The sequence below is a fragment of the Streptomyces sp. NPDC033845 genome, assembly GCF_055576225.1.
On record NZ_JBVIRI010000006.1, the window covers coordinates 200390 to 221243 of the forward strand.

The 20854-nt window shown below is 74.0% G+C and carries 14 protein-coding genes; 3 read left to right on the top strand and 11 right to left on the bottom strand.

The features are described 5' to 3' along the window. The first annotated feature begins 386 nt into the window (after positions 1-386). From ACZ50K_RS15645 to ACZ50K_RS15655, 3 genes are all read left to right on the top strand, one after another. Positions 387-4061 (top strand): beta-ketoacyl synthase N-terminal-like domain-containing protein, encoded by a 3675-nt coding sequence (locus ACZ50K_RS15645; RefSeq protein ID WP_468902850.1) that lies wholly within the window; start codon positions 387-389, stop codon positions 4059-4061. Positions 4062-4247: 186 nt separating this feature from the next. Continuing rightward, positions 4248-5474: a cytochrome P450 gene (locus ACZ50K_RS15650; protein ID WP_468902852.1), complete on the top strand. Its 1227-nt coding sequence runs from the start codon at positions 4248-4250 to the stop codon at positions 5472-5474. 277 nt (positions 5475-5751) lie between these two features. Then, on the top strand, positions 5752-8322 hold the full coding sequence (locus ACZ50K_RS15655) for a LuxR C-terminal-related transcriptional regulator (RefSeq protein ID WP_468902855.1): 2571 nt from the start codon (positions 5752-5754) through the stop codon (positions 8320-8322). Here ACZ50K_RS15655 and ACZ50K_RS15660 read toward each other — a convergent pair. From ACZ50K_RS15660 to ACZ50K_RS15710, 11 genes are all read right to left on the bottom strand, one after another. Then, the gene (locus tag ACZ50K_RS15660) at positions 8300-9421 is read right to left on the bottom strand and encodes a terpene synthase family protein (protein WP_468902857.1); all 1122 of its coding nucleotides are present in this window, start codon (positions 9419-9421) and stop codon (positions 8300-8302) included. The genes ACZ50K_RS15655 and ACZ50K_RS15660 overlap by 23 nt on opposite strands. Positions 9422-9425: 4 nt before the next feature. Next, positions 9426-10742, bottom strand: a complete 1317-nt coding sequence (locus ACZ50K_RS15665; RefSeq protein WP_468902860.1) for an FAD-dependent oxidoreductase — start codon at positions 10740-10742, stop codon at positions 9426-9428. Between the two features lie 16 nt (positions 10743-10758). Beyond that, on the bottom strand, positions 10759-11820 hold the full coding sequence (locus ACZ50K_RS15670) for a polyprenyl synthetase family protein (RefSeq protein WP_468902863.1): 1062 nt from the start codon (positions 11818-11820) through the stop codon (positions 10759-10761). 72 nt (positions 11821-11892) lie between these two features. Beyond that, positions 11893-12771 (bottom strand): SAM-dependent methyltransferase, encoded by an 879-nt coding sequence (locus tag ACZ50K_RS15675; protein WP_468902865.1) that lies wholly within the window; start codon positions 12769-12771, stop codon positions 11893-11895. Positions 12772-12865: 94 nt separating this feature from the next. Further along, the gene (locus tag ACZ50K_RS15680) at positions 12866-13945 is read right to left on the bottom strand and encodes a polyprenyl synthetase family protein (protein ID WP_468902867.1); all 1080 of its coding nucleotides are present in this window, start codon (positions 13943-13945) and stop codon (positions 12866-12868) included. Positions 13946-14127: 182 nt separating this feature from the next. Further along, positions 14128-16014: a 1-deoxy-D-xylulose-5-phosphate synthase gene (locus tag ACZ50K_RS15685; protein ID WP_468902869.1), complete on the bottom strand. Its 1887-nt coding sequence runs from the start codon at positions 16012-16014 to the stop codon at positions 14128-14130. Between the two features lie 200 nt (positions 16015-16214). Next, complete coding sequence (locus tag ACZ50K_RS15690; RefSeq protein WP_468902871.1) at positions 16215-16412, bottom strand: ferredoxin; 198 nt, start codon at positions 16410-16412, stop codon at positions 16215-16217. 76 nt (positions 16413-16488) lie between these two features. Beyond that, a complete protein-coding gene (gene sph, locus ACZ50K_RS15695) occupies positions 16489-17466 on the bottom strand; it encodes a sphingomyelin phosphodiesterase (protein WP_468902874.1) in 978 nt (325 codons plus the stop codon). A 30-nt stretch (positions 17467-17496) separates the two neighbouring features. Beyond that, positions 17497-18090 carry a hypothetical protein gene (locus ACZ50K_RS15700; RefSeq protein ID WP_468902877.1) on the bottom strand — a complete coding sequence of 198 codons (594 nt, stop codon included), beginning with the start codon at positions 18088-18090 and terminating at the stop codon, positions 17497-17499. 103 nt (positions 18091-18193) lie between these two features. Beyond that, positions 18194-19459, bottom strand: coding sequence for a cytochrome P450 (locus tag ACZ50K_RS15705; protein ID WP_468902880.1), 1266 nt, complete (start codon positions 19457-19459; stop codon positions 18194-18196). A 59-nt stretch (positions 19460-19518) separates the two neighbouring features. Beyond that, on the bottom strand, positions 19519-20613 hold the full coding sequence (locus ACZ50K_RS15710) for a monodechloroaminopyrrolnitrin synthase PrnB family protein (protein WP_468903226.1): 1095 nt from the start codon (positions 20611-20613) through the stop codon (positions 19519-19521). Between the last annotated feature and the right edge of the window lie 241 nt (positions 20614-20854).

Sequence of the window (20854 nt, forward strand, 5' to 3'; positions counted from 1 at the left end):
TGAGTACGCCTTCCTGTCGCGTGAACCACCCCCGGCCGTCCCGCAGCCGACTGAGTCCCGGTCCCGGGGCTTTCGTCTCAGATGTCATCACTGCTCGCACGACTGCATTAATGCAGGCATGAGAGCAGAGCGCAATCAGGCCGGGATCCCCGGCAGGCGACCCCGACAGCTGCCGGCGAGGGCACCCACCGCGGGGAGCGCGGCCGGTCACCGAGGCATTGCGCCGGCCCTCCGCCCGGATTGAGCAATCGGTACTCACGAAGGACCGCCGCGATCGCGATACCGTGCGAGCCCGTGTCCGGCGGTCCTGTCGGACACGCGGACCCGGTGGCCCGCCCGTCCCACGCCGGCGGGACGGGCGGGCCGCCATCGGGGAAGGGCCGGCCATGATCGGCGACGATGTGCAGCAACTCTCGGGAGACCTCGCCGTCATCGGCATGGCGGGCCGGTTCCCCGGAGCCCCGGACCCGGCCGCCCTGTGGGACCTGGTGCTGACGGGCCGCGAGGCCGTACGCGCCTTCACCGAGGAGGAGCTGCGGCGGGCCGGGGTCCCCGGCGAGACGATCCGCTCGGACGCGTACCGGCCCTGCGCGGCCACGCTCGACGGGATCGAGGAGTTCGACGCGGAATTCTTCGGCATCACCCCGGCCGAAGCACGGCTGACCGACCCCCAGCACCGGATCTTCCTCGAATGCGTGTGGCTGGCCCTGGAGGACGCCGGCACCTCGCCCGCCTCCTGCGACCGCGACATCGGCGTGTTCGGGTCGACCTCGCTCAGCTCCTACCTCCTGAACCACGTCCTGGCCGACCCCGCGCACCGGGGCGCCGCCTTCGACTACCCGGTCCTGCTGGGCAACGACAAGGACTTCCTGACCAGCCGCGTCTCCTACCGGCTCGGACTGCAAGGCCCCAGCGCCACCGTGCAGACGGCCTGCTCCAGCTCACTGGCCGCCGTCGACGCCGCCTGCACCGCACTGCTGGCCGGCCGATGCCAGGTGGCCGTCGCGGGCGGCGTCAGCATCACCACCCCGCAAACGGTCGGCCATGTGCACCGCGACGGCGGTACCTTCTCCGCCGACGGGCACTGCCGCCCCTTCGACGCCGCCGCCTCCGGCATGGTGCGCGGCAGCGGAGCCGCCGCCGTCGTCCTCAAACGGCTGGAGCGGGCGGTACGGGACCGCGACCGGATCTACGCGGTGGTGTCCGGCATCGCCGTCACCAACGACGGGGCCCGCAAGGCCGGTTTCACCGCCCCCGGGTACGCGGGACAGGTGGCGGCCGCCCGCCGTGCGCTGGAGGCCGCCGGGCTCCGCGGACCGGACATCGGATACGTCGAAGCCCACGGCACCGGCACGGTCCTCGGCGACCCGATCGAGATCGCCGCCCTCTCCGAGGCCTACGGGGAACCGGACGGCCCGCAACCGCCCACCTGCGCCCTGGGCAGCGTCAAGGCGAACATCGGCCACCTCGACGCGGCCGCCGGAGTGACCGGTCTCGTCAAGGCCGCGCTGGTCCTGCACCACCAGCAGATCCCTCCGCAGATCAACTTCACCACCCCCAACCCCCATCTGCGCCTGCCGGAGACCCGCTTCCACGTCCCCGTCCGCGCGATCCGACCACAGCGGCCCCTGCGGGCCGCCGCGGTCACCGCTCTCGGCATCGGCGGGACCAACGTCCACTGCGTCCTGACCGCCGCACCCGCCCCGCCCCCGCGGCCCCCGGCCCGTACCGGCGCCGCCCACGTGCTGCGGCTCACCGCGCGCGCCCCGGACGCACTGCGCGCCAAGGCCGCCGAACTGGCCGACTGGTGGGAGGCCGCCCCCCGGACCCGCCCCGAGGACGTCGCCTACACCCTGGACGCGGGCCGCGAACCCCAGAGGGTCTCCGCCACCCTCACCGTACGGTCCGTGCCCGAGGCCGTCGCCGCGCTCCGCTCCCTCGCCGCCGGCACGCACCCGCTCCCCCCGGCCGGGGAAGCCCCGGAGGGCACCGCGCCTCCCACGGCCCGGAAGGTCACCCTTCCCCCCACCCGCTTCACCCGCGTCCGCCACTGGATCGACCCGCCGGGCGCCACCCCCGGACCCGCCCTGCCGCCACCCCCCGCCGAGCTTCCCCGCACCGACCCGACCACGGCCCCCGGCACCGACCTGACGGCGGCGGTCACCGCCCTGCTCCGCACCCACCTCGGAGTCGAACCGTTCGGGCCGGACGACGACTTCTTCGACCATGGGGGAGACTCCCTCACCGCGGTGGCCGCCACCGCCGCCCTCCGCGAGGTGCTGCCGCGCCCGGTCAGCCTCCACACGTTCACCCGGCTGCGCACGGCCCGCCGCCTCGTGGAAGCGGCGACCGGACCGGTGCCGGAAGGGGAGCCGGGGGACCGGGACGCGCTCGTCCGGGTCAAGGACGGAAACCGGGACACCCCCGTCTTCCTGGTCCACCCGGCGGGCGGAACCGTCCTCTTCGCCCACGCGCTGGCCGCGCACAGCTCCCACCCCGGCGCCCTCTGGGCGATCGGCTACCCGAGGGACTCGCCCCACCCGCCCCGGACGATCACGGACATGGCCCGGCGCTACGTGGCACTGGTCCGCTCGGTCCGGCCGGCCGGACCCTACCTGCTGGGCGGCTACTCCCTGGGCGGCGTCGTGGCCCTCGAAATGGCCCGGCTGCTCGCGGAGGACGGCCAGGAGGTGGCACAGGTCGTCCTGTTCGACACCCTGCCCCCGGGCCGGGAGCAGGGCCCGTTCGACGAGTCCGCGTTCCTGGCGGCGTTCCCGGACCTGCTGTCAGCCACCCTGGGCCTCCCGCCCCCGCCGCCGCCCCCGAGGCCGCCGGGGACCCCCGAGCAGGCCATCGCCCTGGTCGAGCGGCCCGACTGGACCGAGCACACCCGCCGTGAGCTGCTGGCCCTCCACGACGACTGGCGCGCCGCCGCGCGGGCCCTGCACGAGCACACCCCCACACCCTGGCGCGGTCCCGTCCACCTCATCGCGGCGCGCGACCCGCTGCCGTTCGACCCCACCCCTGTCGCGGGCGAGGGCGGGTGGCGGTCCCTGCTCACCGGCGTCCGGCGGGTCACCCGGGTGCCCGGCGACCACTTCTCCCTGTTCCACCACCGCCATGTCCCGGAGGTCGCCCGGGCCTTCGACCGGGCCCTCGGCGGACCGGCGCGGGCCGGCGGACCGCCGAAGCCGGCCGGACGCGCCGGCGGATGGATGTTCCCCGGGCAGGGCACCCAGCACCCCGGGATGGGTGCCGAAGTGCTCGCCGCCCATCCGGAGCTGGTGGCCCGTGCGGACGCCGTCCTGGGCCATTCGATCGCGCGGGTGTGCGCGGGCGACCCGGACCGGCCCCTGACCGACACCCGGTTCGCCCAGCCCGCCCTCTACGTGGTCGGGGCCCTGGCCGCCCGCTCCACCGGGGGCCCGCCCCCCGCCGTCCTCCTGGGGCACAGCCTGGGCGAGTACAACGCCCTGGAGGCCGCCGGCGCCCTCGGCTTCGAGGACGGTCTGCGGCTGGTGGTCGCGCGCGCCCGCGCGATGGCGCGGGTCACCGGCGGAGGCATGCTCGCGGTCAGCGGCGTCCCCGCCGGGGAGATGACGGCCCGACTTGCCTCCCTCGGCCTCGAAGACGCACACCTGGCGGCGGTGAACACCCCCCGGGACCTCACCGTCGCGGGCACGGAAGCGGCCCTGGCGGCCCTGGCGGCCGCGCTGTCGCCCGAGCTGGGGGCCGGAGCCGTGCGGCGGCTGCCGGTCGCGGGCCCCTACCACAGCCCGCTGATGCGGCCGGCCGCCGCGGAGTTCGCCCCCGTCCTCGAAGCCGTCCGCTGGCGCGAACCGCTCGTCCCCGTCTACGCCAACACCACGGGCCGGCCGCACGAGCCGGACGGGATCGCCGGGGCACTGCTGGCGCACCTGACCGAGCCCGTGCTGTGGTGCCGGTCGGTACGGCGGGTCCTGGCCCCGGACGTGCTGCGCGGCGGCGCCCTCCGGGAGGTGGGCGGTCCGGGGGGCCTGGACCGGTTCCTCGCGCGGATCCGCCCCGGTGAGAGTGAGTAATTATTGCTCACGCGTCACGGATGTGGTCCACGCCACAATCGACGTGCTCCCGATTCCGATCGCGGAGGAACCGCATCGACCCGCGAGTGCGCGGGACAGCGCCCGCGACGACTTCCGGGTGCGAAGCCCGTCCCTCTCCGACGGGGGCGGCGGCGTGACAGACCTGCCCAATGGAGGAGCGTCAACGTGTCCATCGACTACGCGGCTGTCGACCTGCTCACACCGGAGTTCGCGGAGAACCCGTATCCGGTCTACCGCATCATGCGCGATACGGCGCCGATCTTCTGGCACGAAGGGACCCAGAGCTACATCCTCTCGCGCTACACGGACGTGGAGCGGGTCTTCAAGGACCGCGACGGCGAGTTCAACACCGACAACTACAACTGGCAGATCGCACCCGTCCACGGCGACACGTTCATGCAGATGGACGGCCGCGAGCACTCCATGCACCGGGCCGTGGTGGCCCCCGCGTTACGCGGAAAGATCATGGAGGAGAAGTTCGTACCGGTCATCGAGCGCAACGTCCGCGAGTGCCTGGACAAGATCCGGGGCCGCGGATCGGCCGAACTGATCAACGAGTTCGCCTACCTCTTCCCGTTCAACACCATCGCCGACATGTTCGGGCTGAACCGGGACGAGCGCCCCAAGTACCAGAAGTGGTACGGAGTGGTCATCGACTACCTCGGCAACCTGGCCGGGGACCCGGCCATCTTCGCGGCGGGGGAACGCACCCGGGTGGAGTTCGGCGAGCACATGCTCCCGATCATCCAGGACCGCCGCAGGAACCCCGGGGACGACCTCCTCTCCATGATGTGCCTGGCGGAGGTCGACGGCGAACCCCTCAGCGACGAGGACATCAAGTCCTTCTGCAGCCTGATGATCGCCGCCGCGGCCGAGACCACCGACAAGGCCGTCGGGAACATGCTGTCGAACCTGCTCTCCAGGCCCGAGCAGTACGAGGCGGTCAAGAACGACCGCTCGCTCATCGACCAGGCGCTCATCGAGACCATCCGCTACACCCCGCCCACCCAGATGATCATGCGCAACGCGAAGGTGGACGTCACCTTCTACGACACCGTGGTGCCGGCCGGTTCCACCGTCACCTGTCTGATCGGATCCGCCAACCGCGACGACCGGCGCTACAGGAACCCCGAGGAATTCGACATCTTCCGTGACGACCTCAACGTCAAGACGGCCTTCTCCGCGGCCGCCGACCACGTGGCCTTCGGCCTGGGCCGCCACTTCTGCGTGGGCTCGATCTTCGCGCTCACCGAGGTGACCATCGCCATCAACCAGGTGATCGACGCCCTCCCCGACCTCCGGCTCGCGGACAACAGCCCTCTGGTCGAGCACGGGATCTTCATGCGCGGCCGCCGCGCCCTGCCGGTGCTGTTCACCCCGACCTCCCCGTAGCGGGGGGACAGGCCCGTCCCCGGGGACGGGCGGGGCGGTCCGCCGGTCCCGCGACGGCGCCGCGGCCGGGGAAGGCGCCCGCCAGGGGCGGGTGCCTCCCGAGGTCGCGGGACGGGGCCGGCGGCCGGCGCCGAGCGGCCCGCCGCCGCCCACCGCGCAGACCGGCGGAATCCGGCGACGACCACCGCGACGGCACCCCACGACGGAGGGGCCGAGGTCCGACGGGCGTGCGGGTCCGGCGGGCGGGGAGGCCGGACGCACGCGCAGGGAGCCTGTGATGAACCTCTTCAACGACCGCGCCGAGGACGACCGGGAGGCCACGGCCCACCGGCTCGCCGACGCCCCGCCCCTCGTCGGGAGGGAGGAGGAGATCGCGCGGATGGGCCGGGCGCTCCTGTCCTCGGGGACGGGCGGAGTCGCCCTGACCGGCGGGCCCGGGGTGGGAAAGTCCAGACTGCTGAGGCACGCGGCCGTGGCCGCGCGGGGCCGGGGGACGCGGGTGCTCCGCGTCCACCCGGCCGTCGGCGCGCCCGGCCCGCCGCTGCGGGCGCTGGGCGAGGCGATGACCGGGGCAGGCCTCCGGGCGCCGGTCAGTGTGGACGATGCGGTGGAGGTGCTCGCGGAGGCGAACCGGAGGAACAACCTCCTGCTCTGCGCCGACGATGCCGACCGCATGGACGCGGCGTCGGCCGAGGCGCTGCTCCGGCTCGCCGCCCAGCGGGCGCTGCGCATGGCGGTCGTCGTGTGCTGTGCCTCGGCGGATCGCGCCGGCCTGTCGGCGCTCTGGCAGAACGACTGGCTCACCAGGGTTCACGTGGATCCGTTACCCGACGCCCTGATGGCGCCGCTCTGCGAGGCCCTGGTCCCGGGCGCCGTCCTTTCGCCGGCCACGGCGAGCAGGTTGGCCGAACTCTCCGGAGGAAACGTTTCTGCACTGAAGGAACTGCTGCACTGCGCGATCAAGGAGCCGTCCCCCGAACCGGGGGGCGGTTTGCTGGTGTTCGACGAGGAGCTGATGTCCCCCCAGCTCAAGGCGATCACGGAGCCGCGGTTGAGCCGGCTGGAGTGCGGGCAGCGCGACGCGCTGGAGGCACTGGCCCTGGCGGGGGAGCTGCCCCTCGGCGTCGCGGCGGCCCTCCGGGACCTGGAGGTCTGGGAGGGACTCGAAGGGGCCGGCCTGGTGCGGGTCGGCCGGACCGGGAACCCGGCCGAGGAGCGGATCGCCGTGCGCGACGCCCTGGTCCGCCACACACTGGTCGCCGAACTGCCGAAACTGCGCGGGCGCCGCGTCCTGCAGGCGCTGGTCACGGCGTACGAGACCGCGGGCGCACCTGGTCCGGACGACCGGGCCCGACTCGCCTCCTGGAGGGAGGGACTGGGGCTGCCCGTGGGCGAGGCGGAGCTGCTGGAAGCCGCGCGCACCGCGTGGTGGGCGCACGACTGGAGGGGCGCGCTGACCCTGGCCGGGGCGGCCTGCCGGACGTACGGCAGTGCCGCGGCGCGCACCCTCAACGCGAAGATCGGCCGCCACCTCTCGGGCGGCGGACCGGTGGGGGGCGGCGGCAGCGGCGATCCGGCGGTCCGGGGGGAGTCCTGCCGTGCGTGCGGGACCCTGGTGTGCGGGCGCGTCGGCCGCTGCCTGGCCGACGTGGACCCCCTGACGGTGTGGCGCGGCGTGCGCGGACTCCTGGCGGGAGGGAGCGCGTACGAGGCGGCACTGGCGGGGACACCGGCCGTGACCGCCCTGCTCGCGCTGGGAAGGACCGGCGAGTGCGTGGACCTGCTGCCCGCACTGGACGCCGCGCTCGCCGAACTGGCCGCGACGGACGTCCTGGAACCCGAGGCGGTGGACCTCCCCCTGCTGGTGGCGTACGCCTACGGTCTGTCCGGCGAACCGGGACGCGGCCTGGAGCGTCTCACCGACATCCTCCGGAGGGCAGCCGCCCACCGCAACGACCCGCTGGCCCACCGGGCCGCGGTCCTGCGGGGGCGCCTGCTGCTCGACCGGGGCCGGATCCGCGAGGCCCACCGGCACTTCGCGACGGCGCCGTTGCGCGGGGGCTCCCCCCTGACGGACCGGCTGGCCCGGGCCGGCCTGCTGGAGGCGGCCGCGTACGGCGGCGACACCAGCGCGCTGGCCCCGGCGCGCACCCGGCTGGCGGCGCTCGGGCAGCGGGAGCGCCGCCGCACCGAGGCCGTGGTCGCCGTCGCGATGGCGGACGCCCGCGAGGGAAGGACCGCCGATGCGGTGCGCCGGCTCGGACGCGCCGCCCGGGCGGCCGCCGCGGCCGGCGCCCACGGAGAACTGCTGCACCTGGCACACTCCCTGGTCCGGGTCGGGCACGGCCAGGAGGCGGCGGCGCTCTGCCCGGCGGAGCTCCCGGTCCGGGGAGCCCTCGACTCCGCACGCATGCACCTGGTCCGCGCGGTCCGGCAGGGGGACGCCCGTGCCGTCGGTGCGGCCGCCGAGGCCTTCGCCCGCCAGGGGCGGGTGCTGTACGCGGCGGAGGCCTGGGCGCTGGCCTCCCGCATGCACCGCGCGGCGGGAGCGGTCCGGGAGGCACAGGAGGCCCTGCGCCGCTGCACCGAGGCCCGCACCGGCTACGACGGCCTGTCGACGGTGCTGCTGAGCGCGGTGGAGGAACCGCAGCCGCTCAGCCCCCGCGAACGGGAGATAGCCATGCAGGCGGCCGCCGGATACACCAGCAAGGAGATCGCCGGTCGGCTGGTGGTCTCCCCGCGGACGGTGGACAACCATCTCAGCCGGATCTACCGGAAGCTGGGCGTGGCCAACCGCCAGGCACTGCGCGCGATCTTCTCCGACGTCAGCCCCGGGCAGCTTTCCTAGCCGGCCCGGGGATCTCGCGGTCCCGTGGCGTCGGCGGAGGCGCCGGCCGGCCGAGGGGTTCGACGATGGCGATGCGGCAGCCGGGGCCGCCCGCGTACCGGCCGGCCACCAGCTGCCATTCGATCAGTCCGCGCACCAGCGTGGCCAGATCGGAGCACCAGGTGTCGAGTTCGGCCGAGCGGGCGGCGAGGTCCGCCCGCAGCGAGGAGAACAGCCCCATCTGTTCGTTGTGGAAGGCGGCGGTGGCGGTCAGGGCCCGGGCGGGCCCCCAGCCGTGCCGGTCCATCAGCAGGTTCGGATAGGTGATCGCGTCCCGGTCCTCCTTCTGGAAGGACGCCAGATCGTTCGCCCACGAGATGACGACGGCCGCGGTCCTGCGCAGTTCGGCCAGCACATGGTCGGAGGCTGTCCCGGGCGGGAGTTCGCGGCCGCCGGCCGGCTCGATCAGGTCGAAGACCGGATAGGAGCCGGAGGACTCCACGCGGAAGTCGGTGAAGCCGGACAGGGCCGGAGCCCTGCCCTCCCGCCGGAACGCCGTCTCGGGCAGCACCCCCGCGTCGAAATAGGAGCGCAGCGAGGCGAGGAACCGGGTGCGCCAGGCGGCGCCGCTCAGGCCGGGCAGCCGCCTGCCCAGGTCCCGGGCGCCCCGGGCGAGCGGCGGCTCCGGGCCTCCGCCCCCGGCCTCCTCCGGCGAGGCGAGCGCGGTGAAGCACCGTTCGAAGAGTTCCGCCACGCCCCCGGCGCCGGTTCCGGGACCGCCCGGGTCGGCGGTCTCCAGGGCGTCGTCCAGCAGCAGGTACCAGCCGACGAAATCGCTGACGAACTGGGCCGCCCCGTCCTTAGCCCGGGGGAACGCCAGCGCGGTGCACAGGTCGGGACGGATCGCCCGCAGCGCGCGCTCGGAGCGCGTGCCGGGCGGCGCGATCCCGTTCCGCAGTGCCCAGTCGAGGGTCCCGCGCAGCAGTTCCCGGTGGCCCGGCCGCGGCACCGCGCGGGAGCCGCGGGGGTAGAGCAGGCGCAGCACGGTGGGGCCGTCCGGGGCGGCCGGCCGGTCGTGCACCGGCCCGCCGGCCGTTGCGAGGCGCGCGTTCTCCGCCACCGGATCAGCCGTGGTGGGGGAAGAACCGGGAAACCTGGGACCGGGCGAAGGAGGATACCAGGGACACGCTGGTGCCCGCCACGGTCTCCCCGATGACGTAGGTGCCGCGGTGCCCCTGCATCGCGTCCATCCGCCGGAAGAAGCCGCCCGCGAAATCGGCCTGGCCGACGTGGGGGAAGTAGTGCGGCCAGAACTTCACCACCGGAGTGCCGATGATCTTGCTCCCCTGGACGGCGAGCGTCTCGCGGAGGTTGTCGAGGACCCGTTCTCCGTCGTAGGAGGGGTCCCCGTACGCGTAGAAGACGAAGTTGCCCACACCGGTGTCCGGGTCGTGGCGCATCGGGACGTAGGCCAGCGGCTGTCCCTTGGAGTGCCTGCCGAGCGTGTGCGGGCGGATGAACGTCAACCGCTGCGGGAGGTCCCCCTCCACGACCGCGCCCACGGTGTAGAGGCCGAAGGTGCGCACCCGGGACAGCAGGGCGCTCTCCCGGGCGTCGAGGTCCAGCAGCCCCGCCACCACGTTGCCGGGCGGGGTCAGGATCAGCTGGTCGCAGTCGACGGTCCCGGAGTCCGTGTGGACGCGGATCTCCGGGCCCGGCGGGCGCTCGATGCGCAGCACCCGGGTGCCGGTGCGGACGTCCTGCCAGTTCAGCAGGTCCCGGGCCACCCGCTGCCACAGGTCCTGGAACCCGTCCGTGAAGCGGTACGTACGGCGGGCCAGGAGGTCCCGGGGGGTCATGCTGCGGATCAGCTGCATCATCTTGAGCACGTAGCCGACCGGCACGTCGTCCTCCGGATACCCCATGCCGGCACCCACCATGAACGGCATGACGGCCTCGTCGACGGCGGGGAGCCGGCCGCGGTCCAGCCATCGGGCGACCGGCACGGAGATCTCGCGGACGTCGGAGCAGTGCAGGAACCCGTCCTTCCGGGTCCCGTCGTGGCGGATCAGCGCCGCCGCCATCCGCGCCCACTGGCGCGCCAGCTGCCAGGGCGGGAAGGGGGAGGCGGTGGAACCGAAGGGGGCGGTGGACCCGGTGCGGTGGTCGAGGACCGCCATCGGCGTCCACTCCTCCATCGCCGCACCCGTGCGGCGGGCCAGGTCGTGGACCACGGTCCCGGGGAACACGATGTTCGCCCCCATCTCGAACAGCCCTTCGGGCCCGGTCAGGGAGTGGCACTTCCCCCCGACGGAGGGCTCGCCCTCCACGACCACGATGTTGCGGTACCCCCTCTCCTTCAAGGTGACCGCGGCGACGAGCCCGGAGGCCCCGGCGCCCACGACGCAGATGCGGGAATCGGCGGACGGTGCAGCGCGCATCGGAGTCCCTTTCCGGTCAGCGGGGGCGGATCCCCCGGGTGACGGCGAAGTGCAGCAGGTCCGCGAGGTCGTCGCCGACCCGTCCGGGCAGGGTGCAGGAGTCCAGGACGCCGAGGGCCCGTTCGAGGTGGTCCCGGGCCACGCGTTCCGTGGCGGCCCTCCCGCCCAGTGCCTCGATCAGACGCGCCGCGGTCTCCAGGTCCCCCTCCGACAGTGGGCCGGACTGCCCCAGCAGCTCGCCGAGCCGGTCCGCCTCGGGGTCGGAGGCCTGCATGGCGGTGATGACGGGGAGGGTGTTCTTGCGCGAACGCAGGTCCTGGAGACCGGGTTTGCCCACCAGACGGTGGTCTCCCCAGATGTTCTCCAGGTCGTTGACGGCCTGCCAGGCCGTCCCGGCGTGGTGGGCGGCCCTGCGCAGTGCCTCGCCCCGGCGCGCGGGACCCCCGGTGAGCAGGGTGCCCATGACGGCCGCGGTGCCCAGGAGGGCGCCGCCCTTGCCCTCGCAGATCTCCAGGTAGTCCTCGACACGGATCTTCCGCGGGTCGGCGCGGTCGAAGGCGGGCTCCGCGGACCAGGTGCGCAGCAGATGGGCGATCCCCTCGGTGAGCACCGCCGCCGCGGCCGCTCCCGCGTGCGTGCCGGGCGCGAGCAGCGTCCGGACCGCCTCGTTGTGCAGGGCGTTGCCCGCCTGGAGGGCCGGGCCGGTACCGAACACCACCCAGGCGGTCGGGCGGTCGCGGCGCACCTCGTCCCCGTCGATGATGTCGTCGTGCAGCAGCGAGAAGTTGTGGATCAGCTCCACCGACACGGCGGCCGGGAGTGCGGCGGCCGGATCCCGCCCCGAAGCCTCCGCGGCCAGCATCACCATGGTGGCCTGGAGGGTGCGGCTGCCCCGCCGTGCGGCCGGGGCGCCGTCGCTGTCGCACCAGCCGAAGTAGTAGGAGCAGATGCGGGCGAGCTCCGGTGTGAGGCGGTCCAGCGCCCGTTCCAGGCCCTCGCGGGCGTAGTCCCGGGCCCGGTGGACCACATCGGGCAGGACCGGCGGGGACTGGGGGGCTTGCTGTTCCGTTGCCGACATGGACCCTCCTGGAACGCCGGGTGGCGGTAGCTGTGCGGTACGGGGGCGGGGGCGCGGTACGGGGGACCGGGATCAGCCGGTCGGCGGGAGGCCGGTGCCGCGACGGGCGGCGATCCGGATGTAGTTGACGCGGTTGCTGCGGTAGCCGGAGAGGTACGGTGCCTCGATCCCGGAGGCCAGCCACGACTCGGACCGCAGCTCCCAGTAGGGAATGGCCGAGAGCGTGAGGTCGTCGACCCGGTACGGCGTCAGACCGGCGTCCAGGAGGGCCCTGAGGTAGGTGCTGCGCCGGTGGGTGCGGCAGCGGTAGTGCGCGTCGATCTCCGCCGCCTCGGTCGGTGCCGCGCCCACCGAGTCGTTGACGCACCAGGTGAGCAGGACGTAGCTCCCCCCGGGGCGCAGCACCCGGGCGAACTCGGGGAAGGCCTCGTACGGATCCACGTACATGGTGGTCTCGTTGGAGACCACGTGGTCGAAGGCGCCGTCCGGGAATCCGGTGGCGGTCATGTTGCGGTCGTGGAAGGCCACCTTGTCCGCGCAGCCGCGCAGCAGCGCCTGCTTGCGCGCGAAGGAGTTCTGGTAGGCCGAGAAGTTCACCCCGTCGACCCGGCAGCCGTAGGCCTGGTTGAGCAGGAACGCGGTGCCGCCGCGGCCCGATCCGGCGTCCAGGATGCGGTCCTCGGGGGTCACGTCGCCCAGGGGAGCTCGCAGGGCCTCGACCTGGCGGGTCTCCATGCGGTGGAGTTCCGCGTTGATCAGCCGCTGGCGTTTGGGGCCGGCGTGGTCCAGGACCGAGCGGTCGAACTCGCCGACGGCGAAGTGGTGGTGGTAGAAGCCGTCGCCGCGGCCGAGTTCGAGGTTGAGGGCGTCCTGGCGCTTGGTGTCGTAGTAGGTGTGGGCATCGGCCTCGAAGTCGTTGCGCAGCAGGCCGTTGTCGTGGCGGATGGTCATGTCGTGGCTCCTGGGGGTGGCACGGGGCCCTTCGGCCGGGACGGCGCGGGGTGGGGACGCGGGGAGGGCGCGCGGACGCGGTGGCGGCGGACGCTCAGCTGCGCCGGCGGACGGCGGAGGCCGCGACGCGCCGCAGCGCGGCCCGGGGCGCGGGGGCGAGCGGGGCGCCGTCCAGGTGGGTCAGGGCCTGCCGGTACCGCCGGGTGATCATCGCCTCGACCCGGTGCGGGGCACCGGTGTCGAAGATGATCTGCCGCGCGGTGTCGGCCTGTTCGCCGGTCAGTGACGGACAGCCCAGGAGCCGGTTCAGCAGGTCCCTCTGGGCCGGTGTCGCCCGCTGGAGGGCCAGCGCGACCAGCACGGTGGCCTTGCCCTCCCGCAGATCGTCCAGCGCCGGTTTGCCGGTCGTCGCGGGGTCGCCGAAGACGCCGAGGAGGTCGTCGCGGAGCTGGAAGGCCTCGCCCAGGGGGAGGGCGAAGGCCGAGAGCGCGTCGAGGACGGGCGGCGGCGCGCAGGACAGGGCCGCGCCCAGGAGCAGGGGGTGCTCGACGGTGTACTTCGCCGTCTTGTAGCGGATGACGGTCAGCGCGGCGTCCACGTCGTCCCGGAGGCCGCAGCCCGCCGCGACGTCGAGGTACTGACCCTGGACGGCCTCGGCGTGCATGAGGGTGAGCTGCGGCAGGATCCGGCGGAGTTGGGCGGGGTCGGGGTCGCCCCGGTGGAGGAGCTCGTAGGACCAGATGAGGGCGAGATCGCCGATGAGGATGGCCGCGGCATCGCCGAAACGTTTCTTCGTCCTGGGGTCCCCCGGATGCGACCGCGCCTGCGCACGGTGCACGGACGGCCGGCCGCGCCGGGCGTCGGAGTCGTCCATCACATCGTCGTGGATCAGGCCGAAGGCGTGGAAGAGCTCGACCCCGGCCGCCAGGTGATGGGCCGTCACCGGCGACCCGCCCGCCCCGGTGGCGAGCCAGCCGAGCAGCACCAGGGCGGGGCGGATCCGCTTGCCGCCGGCGGCGAGGAACTCGCCGAGCGGGGCCGCCAGGTCCGGAAGCCCGGCCCGGGTCCGGGACTTCTCGGCGAGGAACCCCTCCAGGAGATCCTCGACGGGTCCCGTCAGGCGGTCCGGATCCACGGCGGGTACCGCCGCCGGACGCAGGCGCAGCTGGTTCATCGGATCTCCTCCTGGCCTTCCACGTTTCTGACCGCCCCGCGACGGGGCGTACGGCCGCCATCGCGCGTGCCGTCGGATGCCGGTGCGCCGCCACCGACGGGGGCATCGCCGACGAGGGTTCGTCGGGTGGGGACGGCGCACCGGCGTTCCGGGGCGGGCGGGCCCGACGGGCCCGCCCGCGTTCATGGGGTGGGTCCGGTCCGAGGGCCCGGGTCCGTGTGCGCGGGCAGGCCGGCTCTGGCGCGCAGCACCGCGTAGGCGATACCGGTGGCGGACAGGCCCGCCCCGGCGAGCACGCGGTCGCGCGGCGCGTGCGGAAGGAATTGCCGGGGCAGGCCCAGGGCGTGCACCGGGGTGGTCAGGCCGGCCTCGCGGCAGGCCCCGGCCAGCCGGCTCCCGAGCCCGCCGACCGTGACGCCGTCCTCCACGCTGAGCACCAGCTGGTGCCGTCCCGCGAGGGCCGTCAGACAGGGGTCGACGGGCAGCGCCCACCGCGGGTCCACCACGGTCACCTCCACCCCCTGCGCCCGCAGGGACGCACCGGCGGCCAGACAGGGCACGGCGAGGGGGCCGTGGGCGACCAGCAGCACATCGCGGGTGCGGCCCTCGGCCAGGACGTCCGCGCGCCCCTCCCGGCGCAGTGCCGGCACGTCCTGACCGATGGGGCCCTTGGGGAACCGGAGGGCGCTGGGACCGCTGCCGTGGTCGACGGCCTCGCCGAGCAGTTCCGCGAGCCGGGCGCCGTCCCGAGGCAGGGCCAGCCGCAGCCCCGGTACCAGGGCCAGCAGGGCCGCGTCCCACATACCGTGGTGGGAGGGGCCGTCGGGGCCGGTGGCACCCGCGCGGTCGAGCACCAGGGTCACGGGCAGCCCGTGCAGGCCCACGTCCATCAGCACCTGGTCGAAGGCCCGGCCCAGGAAGGCGGAGTAGAGCGCCACCACCGGGCGGAGGCCGCCCATCGCCAGACCGGCCGCCGAGGTGACGGCGTGCTGTTCGGCGATCCCCACGTCGAAGAACCGCCCGGGGAACTCCTCGGCGAACGGGGCCAGCCCCGTCGGGCCCGGCATCGCCGCGGTGAGCGCCACCACGTCCGGCCGGCGCCGTCCCGCGGCCAGCAGCGACCTGGAGAACACCGTGGTCCAGTCGGGACGCGGCGCACCCGGTGCGGTGACCGGACCGGCGGAGACCGGGGAAGCACAGGGGACGGGCACGGCTGCGGGGCCGACGGAGTGCAGGCGGTCCACCCGGTCGGCCTCGGCCGCCGGGTGTCCCTTGCCCTTGACGGTGACCGCATGGACCACCACGGGAGCGCCCAGGCCGCGGGCGCGGCGCAGCACCTCCTCCAGTGCACCGATCTCATGCCCGTCCACCGGTCCCAGGTAGGCCAGGCCCAGGTTCTCGAAGAGGTTGCCGGGGCGCGGGCTAGCGGCGCCCGTGCGCAGTCCGGCCAGATGCCGCGCGAAGGAGCCGGCGGTGGGGGCGTAGGAGCGGCCGTTGTCGTTGACGACCACGATCACCGGGCGCTCCGGTGCGCCGCCGATGTTGTTCAGGGCCTCCCAGGCCATACCGCCGGTGAGCGCCCCGTCGCCGACGACGGTCACCACGGCCGAGCGGTCGGCAGCCAGAGCGCGCGCCTTGGCGAGCCCGTCGGCGTAGGAGAGGGCCGTGGAGGCGTGCGAGTTCTCGATCCAGTCGTGGGGCGACTCGGCCCGGCTGGGGTAGCCGGACAGCCCGCCCTCCTGCCGCAGGGTGCCGAATCCGGCTCGGCGCCCGGTCAGGACCTTGTGCACGTAGGCCTGGTGGCCGGTGTCGAACAGCAGGGCGTCGCCCGCCTCGACGTCGAACACCCGGTGCAGGGCGATGGTCAGTTCCACCACGCCGAGGTTCGGGCCCAGATGCCCGCCCGTGGCGGACACCGTCTCCACGAGGAAGGCCCGTATCTCGGCGGCGGCGGCCGCCGCTTCCCCGGCGCTCAGCCGGCGCAGGTCCGACGGCCCGCGAAGGGCGTTCAGGAAGCCGACCGGATCGGCCGGGGGTGCGGCGGGGCGGGGTGCGGCGGCGATGGTCATGGGGGTGTTCCTTTCCTCGTGGACCGAGGTCGGGAAGGAGGTCGGGCGGCTGCCCGGCACGGACGGGCGGAGTGCGCCGGGCGCTGCCGTCCGTCGGTCATTTCTAGTCGATGGAACAGGAAACGCGGATGAGCAAAATCTACTCATCCGCGTTCGGCGCTCCCGCGGGACCGGTCCCGCGGGAGCACGGGCGGGGGCCGTCAGTCCCCGAGGCCGATGGCCTGCATCGGGCAGGCGCGGGCGGCCTCCTCGACCAGGGGATCGGCGCCTTCCCCGGCGGCTTCCGGGCGGACGCTCCCCAGACCGTCCTCACGCTGGACGAACACCTCGGGTGCCAACAGGAAGCAGGAGCCGGAGCCGATGCACAGGTCGCCGTCGATCGTGACCTTCGAGGTCATGGGATGACCGTCCTTTCGGGATGCGGAGTGGTGGCGGGCGCGGGCGAGGTCGTGCGGGGGCCCGGGGGGCGACCCCCTAGCCCGTGGTGCCCACCACCGGATGGTGGTCGGAGTACTGCCGGTAGGTGGATCCGCCCGCGGTCCAGGGCGGGGAGGCCACCGCCACCGCGGTGTTCCGCCGCACTGCGGGCCTGGCGTGCCGCGCGTCGTGGAGGACGTGGTCCAGGCGCTGCCGGGGCGCGTGCGGATAGCGCTTCGCCGCCACGCCGTTGGTCAGCGGATCCAGGGTGTAGGGGACGCCCTCGGAGGAGGCGTCGGCGGCCCCCAGCGTGCCGAGCAGGACCGGGTACTCCGGCCCGTACCGGTCGATGTTGAAGTCCCCCGCGTACAGCACCGCCTCCCCGGCGGGGATCCGGGCCCCGTCCACGAACGCCCGCAGCTCCCGGAGCTGGTCGGCCCTGATCGCCCGGGCCTGACCGGCGGCGCAGCCGCTGTCGTCGGACTGCAGATGGGTGCCGAAGACGTGCACCGGCACCCCGCCGACGCTGAGGCGCGCGTAGACGAACCCCTTCTCCGAGAAGGCCTCGGCGCCGCAGGCCCGGTCGTAGACGTACTGCGCGCGGTGGGTGAGGGGCCAGCGGGAGGCGATGGCCACGCCCCCGTCCTCCGGCGCCAGCGCGTTGAAGTCGCCGAGCGTCCTGTCCCAGCCCGTCCTGGACCGGCCCAGGACCGGGGTCCGGTGGACGTAGCCCCGCTCGCGCGCCGCCGCGAGCAGGATCGCGGAAGCGCTGTTGTCGAACAGCTCCTGGAACACGACGACGTCATGGCCGCCCAGGTAGGGGGCGGCTCCGATCAGCGCGCCCCGCTCGTCCTGCGCCCAGTCGTCGATCACGAAGGACGGCAGCAGCATGGTGTTCGTCGTGAGCACGTCCAGTCGTGGGGGAGCGCTCGACGCCTCGGCCGGGCGGGGCACCGCGGCGGCCAGCGCCAGTGCGGCGGCGACGGCGATCGTTCGGGCGGCCGGGGAAGACCGGCGGGCCTCGGGAACGCGCATGACGTCTCTCCTCCGGGTTCGCGGTGCGGATCACAGGAGCGCGGGGCCGTACCAGGGGGCGGATGCCGCTCCGCACACGAAGGCGAGTGCGGCGAGGACGGTCCGGTCACGGGGCCGGGGGCGTTCCCGGAGCGTGGCCGCCGGCGCCGAGGAGACCTGCGCCATGGCCAGGCGCTCGGCCCACTCGATCGTCGGCGGCGGGGTCACCACGGTCCGCCAGGGCTGCTCCGGGTCGTACCGCACCAGGACCAGCCGTCCCCTCCGGTAGGCATCGAGGTCCATCACGTCGACTGCGGTCCTGCAGCGCACCCGGAACGAGGGGCGGCCCGCACCGGGGGCGACGGTCACCTCCAGCCGGAGGGTGTAGCCGGGTCCCTCGCCCCCGACCGTGGAGGACTCGACCCTCGCGAGGGACAGCTCCGGGCGCCCCCGTCCGGGAAGCCTCGCGTACAGCACACGGTGCGCCAGCAGGGCCGTCCAGGGCAAGAGGTTGGCGGAGATCGCGAGAAGGCCGACGGCGGCGCTCTTGGCGGCACCGGTGTCGCCGAGGTGCGTCAGCCCGTACGCGAAGGCCACGGCCTCCCCGCCCAGCACGCCGAAGACGAGCAGCACTAGGAGGCGCACGGCGGCCCCCAGGCGGTGCGCCGCGCGGCTGCCCCGCGGGTGGGCGCGCCGCCGCCCGGCAGCCGGGGGAGCTGCCGGGCGGCGGCCGACGGGCGGGCGGTGGTCATCCGGCCGCCGGGGTGACGGGTCCGGCGGTGACCGGGAGCCGCCGCGGCACCCGCAGCACCCAGTTCTGCACGTAGTCGATGTCCTGAGGCTCCTGGGCCGGCCGGATGCCGGGCAGCGCGCGGTACAGGGCGGGCAGTGCCTCGGACACCTCCATGCGGGCCAGGGCCGCGCCGAGGCAGTTGTGGATCCCCGCCCCCAGCCCCAGGTGCTTGGCCTCCCTGCGGGAGAGGTCCAGGGTGTCGGGTGCGGTGAACCTGCGCGGATCGCGGTTCCCGGACAGCACGCAGGGGAGCACGGCCGCGCCGGCCGGAATCACCTGGCCGTCCAGTTCGATCTCCTCCATCGCGAACCTGATCATGAGGTTGGCGGCCGGCCCGGCGTACCGCAGGAACTCCTCCATCGCCGTGGGGGAGAGGGTGGGGGCGGACACGACCTCCTCGATCTGCTCGGGGAACTCCGACAGGGCGACGACCGCGTTGGTGATCAGCCCCCGGGTGGTCTCGAACCCGCCGATGGCGAGGATCATGACGAGGGCGGCCAACTCCTCCTCGTTCAGCCGCTGCCCGTCCTCGTGCGCGCGGATCAGGTCGGAGGTCAGGTCGTCCGCCAGTGCCATCGACTTCTGGAGCACCAGCTGCCGGCTGTAGTCGGCCAGGTCGTTGAAGGCGTGCGGGATGCCCGGCGCCAGCGCGGGGTCGGCCGGATAGATACGGGCGACGATGTCGGCCATGTCCACCGTCCCGTCGAGGGAGACCCCCAGGATCTCGCTGATGATCCGGGTGGGGACCGGGCTGGCGAAGTCCTCCAGGATCTCGGCGCCGCCGGTGTCCGCGAGCTTCCTCCGCAGGTGGTCCAGCTGGTCCCGGACGGCCTGTTGGATCCTCGGCCGCCAGCTCGCCACGCGCGCCGGAGAGAAGGCGCCCAGGGCCAGCCGCCGGATCCTGGTGTGGTCCGGGGGGTCGATGAGACTGATGACCTGGCCGAACAGCGTCCCCTCCCCGACGACCAGACCGGCCCGCCGGAACTCCGGTGAGGCCCAGGTGGACCCGTCGACGCTGAAGCGGGCGTCGTTCAGGACGCCGCGGACGAGGTCGTAGCGCGTCACGATCCATACGGACGCGTCCCCGAGGGGAAAGGTGAACCGGTGCACGGGCGAGGTCTCCCGCAGCCGGTCCAGCGTGGGGAACGGGTTGTGGAAGTAGGTTCCCTCGAACAGTCTGGGAGGCTGTTCGGTGAGAACCTCTGTGGTGTCCTGTCGCATGCTCTTCTCCCCGGAGAACGGTGGATGTGAAGGTGGACACTCGTTGGCCGGCCGGCCGGTCAGGCGGCGGCCCGGGTGCAGCCGGGAGGACGCGACCCGGTCACCGACCGCAGGGATTCCGCGCAGGCGCGCGTGGAGCCGAGGATGGTGTCCAGGACACCCACGTCGGCGCCGGCACTGCCCACGGTGTAGCTGCGGATCTGCTCGTCGTAGGCCGTCTTCACCACGCGCCGGTGGCGCCCGCGGAACACCGTCAGGGCCCGCAGGACCAGTGACAGGGCCTCGGCGGACTCCTGGACCCTGGGCAGCCGCAGCCCGAAGGCCGTCCGGTGGGCCTTCTCCACCAGGGCCGTCAACGACGGCTCACGGCAGGCGGTCCGGAAGGTCTGGCGCCATCGGGGCAGGCCGTACAGCGCCAGGTCCTCGCGGAAGGACGCCTGTTCGGGGTCGTCGTGGGCGTAGCCGCGGACGAGCTGGTCCACCAGGTACAGCGGCACCTGCGCGGCGGCCGGGGCGTGGTAGGGGGAACCGGCGATGGCCATGGGTTCGAAGTAGAAGCGCAACACGGTGGCGAAGTGGACGGGATCGATACCGGAATCGGGGATGCTCACGTACTGCGCGGACTCCTCCAGGGCCGCCGCGGCCGTGGTGCACAACCGGGCGAACGCACGCGTGGCGGGATCGGTCCGGGCCGCCTCGGACAGATCGCGGATGGCCTCCTCTATGCACACGATGGCGGCACCGGTCACCTCGATGAGCCGCCGCTCCTGGGGGTCCCCGGTGAAGGTCCGCCGGCGCCCGTCCGAAGGGTTCCACACGGTGTAGTGCAGCACCGTGTCCCGGGGAACCATGTGCACCTGGCGCCCCAGCTCCCTCATCCGGTCGTGCAGCACCGGGAACTCGGCGTCCACGGAAACCCCCTGGCAATGGAGCGACCCGGTGAGGAAGCCCAGGTCCCGCATGGCCGCCAGGGCCGCGGGTCCGTCCACGGGGGCGTGCAGTTCCGCTCCGCAGCCGAGCAGTTCGGCGGTCGCCCTCAACGCGTCCACGCATTTCTCGGCATTGATCCGGGGAAGCTTCTCGAAGAAGTGGTCGAGCTTGAGCGGGTCGAGCCGGGCGATCGCCTCGCTGGGCAGATCGGCCAACCACGGCATGGGATCCACGGGAACTCCTGAAGACTCGGTGGCATGCTCGTCCTGGGCGGGAAGGGCAATGCTTCCCCGTGCGGCCTCGCGACGGCCGCCTCGGAAAGGATCGAGGCCCTGAAGGGCACCGCCATCGTGCGGTGCGGACAGGACGGGGGGCATGCGGGGTGACCCCGAGTATTAGGAAATGCCGACGGCCGCTGCCCCACGGGAGCAGCGGCTGGAGTAGCGCGTCGTACGAGAGGAAGGA

Bases quoted from the DNA above. Each gene is read 5' to 3' on its own strand.
- ACZ50K_RS15645 (WP_468902850.1), top strand. From the start codon at position 387: ATGATCGGCGACGATGTGCAGCAACTCTCGGGAGACCTCGCCGTCATC.
- ACZ50K_RS15655 (WP_468902855.1), top strand. From the start codon at position 5,752: ATGAACCTCTTCAACGACCGCGCCGAGGACGACCGGGAGGCCACGGCC.
- ACZ50K_RS15665 (WP_468902860.1), bottom strand. From the start codon at position 10,742: ATGCGCGCTGCACCGTCCGCCGATTCCCGCATCTGCGTCGTGGGCGCC.
- ACZ50K_RS15670 (WP_468902863.1), bottom strand. From the start codon at position 11,820: ATGTCGGCAACGGAACAGCAAGCCCCCCAGTCCCCGCCGGTCCTGCCC.
- ACZ50K_RS15675 (WP_468902865.1), bottom strand. From the start codon at position 12,771: ATGACCATCCGCCACGACAACGGCCTGCTGCGCAACGACTTCGAGGCC.
- ACZ50K_RS15680 (WP_468902867.1), bottom strand. From the start codon at position 13,945: ATGAACCAGCTGCGCCTGCGTCCGGCGGCGGTACCCGCCGTGGATCCG.
- ACZ50K_RS15685 (WP_468902869.1), bottom strand. From the start codon at position 16,014: ATGACCATCGCCGCCGCACCCCGCCCCGCCGCACCCCCGGCCGATCCG.
- ACZ50K_RS15690 (WP_468902871.1), bottom strand. From the start codon at position 16,412: ATGACCTCGAAGGTCACGATCGACGGCGACCTGTGCATCGGCTCCGGC.
- sph (WP_468902874.1), bottom strand. From the start codon at position 17,466: ATGCGCGTTCCCGAGGCCCGCCGGTCTTCCCCGGCCGCCCGAACGATC.
- ACZ50K_RS15705 (WP_468902880.1), bottom strand. From the start codon at position 19,459: ATGCGACAGGACACCACAGAGGTTCTCACCGAACAGCCTCCCAGACTG.
- ACZ50K_RS15710 (WP_468903226.1), bottom strand. From the start codon at position 20,613: ATGCCGTGGTTGGCCGATCTGCCCAGCGAGGCGATCGCCCGGCTCGAC.